The 7,001-nt window shown below is 64.4% G+C and carries 8 protein-coding genes and 2 pseudogenes; 5 read left to right on the forward strand and 5 right to left on the reverse strand.

Annotation, left to right across the window (positions count from 1 at the left end; translation table 11 throughout):
• A pseudogene (locus ENZ75_RS15590) lies at positions 1-863 on the forward strand (cobaltochelatase subunit CobT); the annotation flags it as partial.
• On the forward strand, positions 860-1,888 hold the full coding sequence (locus ENZ75_RS15595) for an esterase-like activity of phytase family protein (protein ID WP_063169107.1): 1,029 nt from the start codon (positions 860-862) through the stop codon (positions 1,886-1,888). The pseudogene ENZ75_RS15590 and the gene ENZ75_RS15595, both read left to right, overlap by 4 nt.
• 11 nt (positions 1,889-1,899) lie before the next feature.
• Here the strand turns inward: ENZ75_RS15595 and ENZ75_RS15600 are convergent, their stop codons facing one another.
• The 3 genes from ENZ75_RS15600 to rpmB all read right to left on the reverse strand — a co-directional run bounded on the left by ENZ75_RS15600 (position 1,900) and on the right by rpmB (position 3,792).
• Positions 1,900-2,571: a hypothetical protein gene (locus tag ENZ75_RS15600; RefSeq protein WP_063169106.1), complete on the reverse strand. Its 672-nt coding sequence runs from the start codon at positions 2,569-2,571 to the stop codon at positions 1,900-1,902.
• 59 nt (positions 2,572-2,630) lie between these two features.
• Entirely contained in the window at positions 2,631-3,311 is a 681-nt protein-coding gene (locus ENZ75_RS15605) for a queuosine precursor transporter (RefSeq protein WP_024503743.1), read from the reverse strand.
• Between the two features lie 184 nt (positions 3,312-3,495).
• A complete protein-coding gene (gene rpmB, locus ENZ75_RS15610; protein WP_013529373.1) occupies positions 3,496-3,792 on the reverse strand; it encodes a 50S ribosomal protein L28 in 297 nt (98 codons plus the stop codon).
• A gap of 258 nt (positions 3,793-4,050) precedes the next feature.
• Between rpmB and ENZ75_RS15615 the strand changes: the two genes are divergently transcribed.
• The 3 genes from ENZ75_RS15615 to ENZ75_RS15625 are packed head-to-tail and all read left to right on the forward strand — an operon-like array spanning position 4,051 to position 6,468.
• Positions 4,051-4,839, forward strand: a complete 789-nt coding sequence (locus ENZ75_RS15615; RefSeq protein WP_063169105.1) for a DUF3108 domain-containing protein — start codon at positions 4,051-4,053, stop codon at positions 4,837-4,839.
• A gap of 34 nt (positions 4,840-4,873) precedes the next feature.
• Entirely contained in the window at positions 4,874-5,785 is a 912-nt protein-coding gene (locus ENZ75_RS15620; RefSeq protein ID WP_063169104.1) for an EamA family transporter, read from the forward strand.
• Positions 5,782-6,468, forward strand: a complete 687-nt coding sequence (locus ENZ75_RS15625; protein ID WP_063169103.1) for a lysoplasmalogenase — start codon at positions 5,782-5,784, stop codon at positions 6,466-6,468. The genes ENZ75_RS15620 and ENZ75_RS15625 overlap by 4 nt, the downstream gene beginning before the upstream one ends.
• A 1-nt stretch (position 6,469) precedes the next feature.
• Here the strand turns inward: ENZ75_RS15625 and ENZ75_RS15630 are convergent, their stop codons facing one another.
• Positions 6,470-6,898 (reverse strand): cupin domain-containing protein, encoded by a 429-nt coding sequence (locus ENZ75_RS15630; RefSeq protein ID WP_013529377.1) that lies wholly within the window; start codon positions 6,896-6,898, stop codon positions 6,470-6,472.
• Between the two features lie 22 nt (positions 6,899-6,920).
• A pseudogene (locus ENZ75_RS15635) lies at positions 6,921-7,001 on the reverse strand (hydroxyacylglutathione hydrolase); the annotation flags it as partial.

Consider the following 7,001-nt stretch of genomic DNA (forward strand, 5'->3'; position numbering starts at 1 on the left):
TCGCCAACCTGTCCGGCGTCGTCGGGCGGCTGGCCAACCGCCTGCAGCGCCGGCTGATGGCGCAGCAGAACCGCTCCTGGGACTTCGACCTGGAAGAGGGCTATCTCGACCCGGCACGGCTGGTGCGGGTCGTCATCGATCCGATGCAGCCGCTGTCGTTCAAGCAGGAGCGCGACACCAAGTTCCGCGACACGGTGGTGACGCTGGTGCTCGACAATTCCGGCTCGATGCGCGGCCGGCCGATCACGGTCGCCGCCACCTGCGCCGACATATTGGCGCGCACGCTGGAGCGCTGCGGCGTCTCGGTCGAGATCCTCGGCTTCACCACGCGGGCGTGGAAGGGCGGGCAGGCGCGCGAGAAATGGCTGAAGGACGGCAAGCCGCCGAATCCTGGCCGGCTCAACGATCTGCGCCACATCATCTACAAATCGGCCGACCATCCGTGGCGGCGGGCACGGCGCAATCTCGGCCTGATGATGCGCGAAGGCCTGCTCAAGGAAAATATCGACGGCGAGGCGCTGCTGTGGGCGCATAACCGGCTGATCGCCCGGCCCGAGCAGCGCAAGATCCTGATGATGATCTCGGACGGCGCGCCGGTCGACGATTCGACGCTGTCGGTCAATCCGGGCAATTATCTCGAACGCCATCTGCGCGCCGTCATCGAGCTGATCGAGACGCGTTCGCCTGTGGAACTCTTGGCCATCGGCATCGGCCACGATGTCACGCGCTACTACCGCCGCGCCGTCACCATCGTCGATGCCGAGGAGCTGGCTGGCGCCATGACCGAGCAGCTGGCTTCGCTGTTTGCCGAGGAAAGCGCGAAGGATACGCGGCGCGGCGGTGGTATGCGGCGCGCCGGATGATCTCCAGGCGCGGCGGCTTTCAGCAGACGCTTTTCGCCGCCATCGCCCTGCTTTCCGGTGTGGCTTCGGCGGCAGCCGGTTCGCCCGACTCTGGTTCTGTCGAACCGGTCGAAATCTCGGCCCGCCCGATCACCGAATTTCACATTGGCCGTGCCGACAAGCAATTCGGCCCTTTCGAATTCGTCGGCGGGCTGGAGATGACCTCGCCGACACGCGATTTCGGCGCGCTGTCGGCCTTCCGCTTCCTGAAGGCCGGCGGTGACTTCATCGGCGTTGCCGACACCGGCTTCTGGTTCTTCGGCACGGTGGTCCGCGACGCGGAAAAGCGGCCCTCCGGCATCCAGAATTTCCGCATGCAGCAGATGGTCGACGAGACCGGTCGGCCGATCGACAGGAAATGGGAGGTCGATGCGGAAGGCCTCGCGGTCAAGGACGGCATTGCCACCGTCGGCTTCGAGCGCAGCCACCGCGTCGCCCAGTTCAAGATCGACGCCAACGACATGAAGGCGCCGTTCAAGCCGCTGGATTTCGTCGTTCCGGCCCAGGAGCTGCGCCAGAATCGCGGCTTCGAGACCGTCACCCACGCCAATGCCAACGGTCAGCATGAGGGCGGCCTGGTCGTGGTCTCCGAAAAGAGCCTCGACAAGGCCGGCAACATCTATGCCGCCATCATCGAGGGGCCGCACAAGGGCGTCTTTACTGTCAAGCGCAACGGCGATTTCGACATCACCGACGGCGCCTTCCTGCCGGATGGCGATCTGCTGCTTCTGGAGCGCAGTTTCTCGATGGCGAGGGGCGTCAAGATGCGGCTGCGGCGCATCTATGGCGAAAGCGTCGAGAAGGGCGCGGTCGCCGACGGGCCGGTGCTGCTGGAGGCCGACATGGGCTACCAGATCGACAATATGGAAGGGCTCGACGTCTGGACCCGCGACGACGGCGCGCTGATGGTGTCGCTGATCTCCGACGACAACCACTCGATCCTGCAGCGCAACCTCTATCTGGAATTCATCCTGCACCAGGATTGAGCCCGCCGGCTTTACGTCTTGGTGGCGATCCAGATGATATGGCGCGCGCCGCGCTTGCCGTTGGCGCGCGTACTGACCTCTTCGACCCCGAAGCCTGCCTGCTTCAGCCGCCGCGTGAAGCCGATGTCGGGGCCTTGCGACCACACCGCCAGCACGCCGCCCGACTTGAGGGCGCTGCGTGCGGCTGCGAGGCCCTGCAGGCTGTAGAGCGCGTCGTTGGATTTGTGGACGATGCCTTCCGGGCCGTTGTCGACATCGAGCAGGATGGCGTCCCAGGCCGCGGGCTGCCAGCGTATCAGCTGCCCGACATCGGTCTCCTGAATGGTGACGCGCGGATCGTCGAGACAGCCGCCAAAGATTTCGGCCATCGGACCGCGCGCCCAGGCGACAACGGCCGGCACCAGTTCAGCGATGACGATTCCGGCATCATTGGCCAATTCTGTAAGCGCGGCGCGCAAGGTAAAACCCATGCCAAGCCCACCGATCAGGATTGTTGGATGGCTATGGCCGGCAATCCGCCCGCAGGACAGTTTTGCCAGCGCTTCCTCGGAACCGCTGAGGCGGCTGTTCATGAGCTCGTTGGTGCCCAGCATGATCGAGAATTCGGTGCCGCGCCGCTTGAGGCGAAGTTCTTGTCCGCCGTCTGGGGTCTTCGCTGAATCGAGCTGGATCCACGGGATCATGATCTTTGTCCGACCAGGATCTTTTCCGAAAACGGGGTCCCACTTTTCGGGATCATGGTTTAAGCCGCAACCGCGGGCTGGCTCCAGCGGGCAGCGAGCAACCGGTAGGGTATGAGTGCGACGACGGCGATGATCAGTTTCACCGAGAGATCACCAAGCGCCCAGGAGATCCAGCGCATCGCCTCGACATGGAAGACGCCCATCAAGGGTGCGTTTTCCAACGCAAAGCCGTCGTTTGGTCCGGCGAAGGCAAAGGCAGCCGAGAAAGCGACGGTGAAGAACACGGCGGTGTCGAACACCGACCCGACCAGCGTGCCGATGATCGGCGCCCGCCACCAGCTCTGCCGGCGCAGCCGGTTGAACACGGTGACATCGAGCAGTTGCGCGGAAAGGAACGCCGCTCCGGACGCGGCCGCGATACGCACCAGCCGGTCGGCGGCGGTCTCGAATTCGATCAGGCCGTGACGGAACAGGAAGGGCGGGACAAGGATCGAGCAGATCACCGCCGTCATGAAGCCGACAAGGACGATCCGGCGCGCCACAGTGGGTCCGTAGCGGCGGTTGGCGAGGTCGGTGACCAGGAACGAGAAGGGATAGGTGAAGGCCCCCCAAGTCAGAAGGTCGGCCAGCGAGAGGCCCCCGATCTGGCCCTGCATCGGGAATTGCACGAGAATGTTCGATGCCACGACGACAAGCGCCATGGCGGCCACGAAGGGCAAATACCGCGAGAAGGAAGTCATTTTTTTATCCTGGGTAATGGAACCAGCCAAGCATCATGCCCATGCGGGCGATGCTCGCCTTCGTATGTGGGCACCGGATTGCCAAAACCTTGCGGCTTCGATCCGATGCCCCAAGGCCAACAAGATGTTGGCCAGAGGCCAACAAGATGTTGGCCAGGGCGGTCGTCCCCCGCCTTTGAACTGTTTAAGCGGCAGCCTGCTCGGCGGTCTTCTTGGCGATCTGCTTCTTCAGCAGACGGGCGCGCTGCGACAATTCCTTGACGTCGGCCTTGGCCAGGAAGGCGTCGAGACCGCCGCGATGTTCGACCGAACGCAGTGCGTTGGCCGAAATGCGCAGGCGCACATTCTGGTTCAGCGCTTCCGAAATCAGCGTCACATTGACGAGGTTCGGCAGGAAGCGACGCTTGGTCTTGTTGTTGGCGTGGCTCACATTGTTGCCGGACATGACTGCCTTGGCAGTGAGTTCGCAGGTGCGGGACATTGTTCTAACCTTCAGTTCTCGGGGTCTGCCAAACACTCAAGCCCACGCCGGGTGGCGCGCGGTTCTGGTCAGGCGGCCTTATGGAAAAAGTTGGCGTTCCATAGTTGCATTTCGCCGAGGCGTCAAGCTCCTGCATTGCCCACTGCGCGCCCGGCATTTTCATATTAAGGCCGGAATTCATCCTATAAGCGGTCTCATAGGGACATGCCAGACCGGAGTTGCCCGCCTCCGGCCGAAAATCAAGGACCCGATCCCGCCATGCTTCGTTCGTCACATGCCTTTGCCGCCATGCTTGCCGCAGCCTTGCCGTCCGCCGCGTCTGCTGCCTCGCCGCAGTCGTTCAAGGGCGAGTATACGGTGTCGTTCCTTGGACTTTCGATAGCGAAATCAACGTTTTCCAGCCGTTATGAGAACGGCGCCTACGCGATCGAAGGCAGCGTCAGCGCGGCAGGGTTGGCAAAACTGTTCGACGACACGCGTGGCACGATCTCGTCCAAAGGCACGATTGCGGGCAAGAGGATGGTGCCGCAGGCATTCCGCGCCGATTACACCTCCGGCAAGAAGGCATCGGTGGTCGACATCCGCTTTGCAAATGGCAGGGTCACCTCGACGCAGGTCGTCCCGGCGCCGGGCAAGCGCGACCCCAAGAGTTGGGTGCCGCTCGGTGCCGGCGACCTGGCATCGGTGCTCGATCCGATGGCTGCCACCGTCATCCATGCCGACAGCCTCGACCAGGTCTGCGGCCGCACGGTAAAGTTCTACGACGGCGAGATGCGCGCCGATCTGACGCTGACTTACGCTTCGAAGGGCACGATCTCGGTGCCGGGCTACAAGGGCGACACGGTTACCTGCCGGATGGGCTTCGAGCCGGTGGCTGGCTATCGCAAGGGCCGCAAGGCGCTCAACTATCTCAAGAGCAAAAGCCGCATGATGGTGACGTTTGCACCGCTCGGCCAAACCGGCGTATATGCGCCGATCCATGCCACGGTGGGCACGCAGATCGGCACCTTGACCATCAGCGCCGGACGTTTCGAAGCGGTACAATAGCCAGGCGCAGAATTGGCGCGCCACTGGAGACAGAATGGGGCGCGCAACACTGATCGGCTTTTCGGCGGTCGCCATGTGGGCGCTGCTCGCACTGCTCACCGATGCGTCGGGCCAGGTGCCGCCGTTCCTCTTGTCGGCGATCACCTTCTCGATCGGCACCGGTGTCGGGCTGGTCGCGCGGCTGTTCATGCCGGCACCCGACAAGAGCCAGAAGATACCGCCGCAGGTGTGGCTGATCGGCATTGCCGGGCTGTTCGGCTACCACTTCTTCTATTTCACAGCGCTGCGCAATGCGCCGGCTGTGGAGGCGAGCCTGATCGCCTATCTATGGCCTTTGCTGATCGTGCTCGGCTCGGCGCTGATGCCGGGCGAAAAACTGGCCTGGAACCATGTCGTCGGCGCGCTGCTCGGCCTTGCCGGCACCGTGCTGATCGTCACCAAGGGCGGGGGCCTCGCCTTCGACGCCCGTTACGCCTTCGGCTATGCGATGGCCGCCGTTTGTGCCGTGCTGTGGTCGTCCTATTCGCTGTTGTCGCGGCGCTTCCCGTCGGTGCCGACCAGCATCGTCACCTGGTTCTGCGCGGCGACCGCGGTGTTGTCGCTCGCCTGCCACCTGGCGCTGGAACAGACGGTTCTGCCTGACGGTGCCGGCCAGTGGCTGGCCGTGCTCGGCCTTGGCCTGATGCCGGTGGGGGCGGCCTTCTATGCCTGGGACATCGGCGTCAAGCGCGGCAACATCCAGGTGCTGGGTGCTGCAAGCTACGCCGCACCGCTGTTGTCGACGCTGGTGCTGATCGCGGCCGGCGTCGCCGAGCCGTCGCTGCGCATCCTCGCCGCCTGCGTGCTCATCACCGGCGGGGCCGCACTTGCAGCGAAGTCGCTGTTCCTGCGCAAACCAGCGGCTGAGAGCGGAGCCAGGGCGTCCCAAAGCAGGGCCGGGGCATGACGATGCCGTTTGCCGGCGGCATCGACGCAAATGCCAATGCGACACTGATCTTTTCGCTGGCGGCGGCGGTGATCTACGCCTTTACGCTTGGCATGCCACCAACGCTCGCCCGCTCGGCGGCAAAGACGCTCGCCGTGGCGATGCTTGCCGTGTTGGCCGGGCTGCAGGGCGGCCCGCTGCTGCTCGCCGCCGCGCTCGCCCTCAGCGCCGTTGGCGACGCATTCCTGTCGCGCGACGGTGAAAAGGCCTTCCTCGGCGGGCTGGCCAGTTTTCTTGTCGCCCACATCGTCTATGTCGCGCTGTTCCTGCGCAGCGGTGGCGGGTTGGGGGTGCTTGGCGCCGAGTCGTGGCGCGGAGCGATCGCGCTCGCTATGGCGGTGTTTGCGGCCGTCATGCTGGCGGCGCTGTGGCGGCGCGTCGGTCCCGGCCTGCGTATGCCGATCGCCGTCTATGTCGCTGCGATCCTGGCAATGGGTATCTCGGCGCTGACCACCAGCAACGTCTCCGTGATCGGCGGCGCGCTGTTGTTCATGGCATCCGACGGGCTGCTCGCCACGGAGAAATTCCTGGTGGCCGCCATCTCGCCGCACCGCGCCTGGATGCGCTTCGCCGTCTGGGCGCTGTACTACGCCGCCCAACTCGCGATCACGCTTGGGTCCCTGCTATATCCGGGCTCTTATTGAGCTACGGTTGTTTCGGCTGCCAGCCGGGTGCTGCCAGTTCGAAGGCGGCAAACTCGAAGCCCGGCGCGACGGTGCAGCCGACCAGCGTCCATTCGCCGAGGCTGCGCGCCGATTGCCACCAGCCCGCCGGCACGACGATCTGCGGCCGCTCACCGGCTGCGAGATCGATTCCAAGCACCTGCTCCACAACGGTGCTGCCTTCTTCCCACATTGCCAGTGCCAGCGGGGCGCCGGCATGGAAATGCCAGACCTCGGCGGCGTCCTTGACCCGGTGCCAGGCCGAAACCTGATGCTCCTCAAGCAGGAAATAAATGGCGGTCGAATGGCCGCGCGCGCCGCCAGTGCCATCGCGAAAGGTCTCGGCATACCAGCCGCCTTCCGGATGCGGCTTCAGCCCGAGCGTCGCGATGATTTCGGCGGAGCTGGTCATGGCGTCGACGATATCACGGGCTCTAGAAGTTGTCCTTGCGCTTGCGGATTTCGGCAAAGACCTCGGCGTCGGAAGCCTTCTCCAGCCCAAGATGCTTGCGGAT

The sequence above is a fragment of the Mesorhizobium sp. M7A.F.Ca.CA.002.04.1.1 genome (assembly GCF_004022805.1).
GTDB classification, from domain to species: Bacteria; Pseudomonadota; Alphaproteobacteria; order Rhizobiales; family Rhizobiaceae; genus Mesorhizobium; species Mesorhizobium ciceri.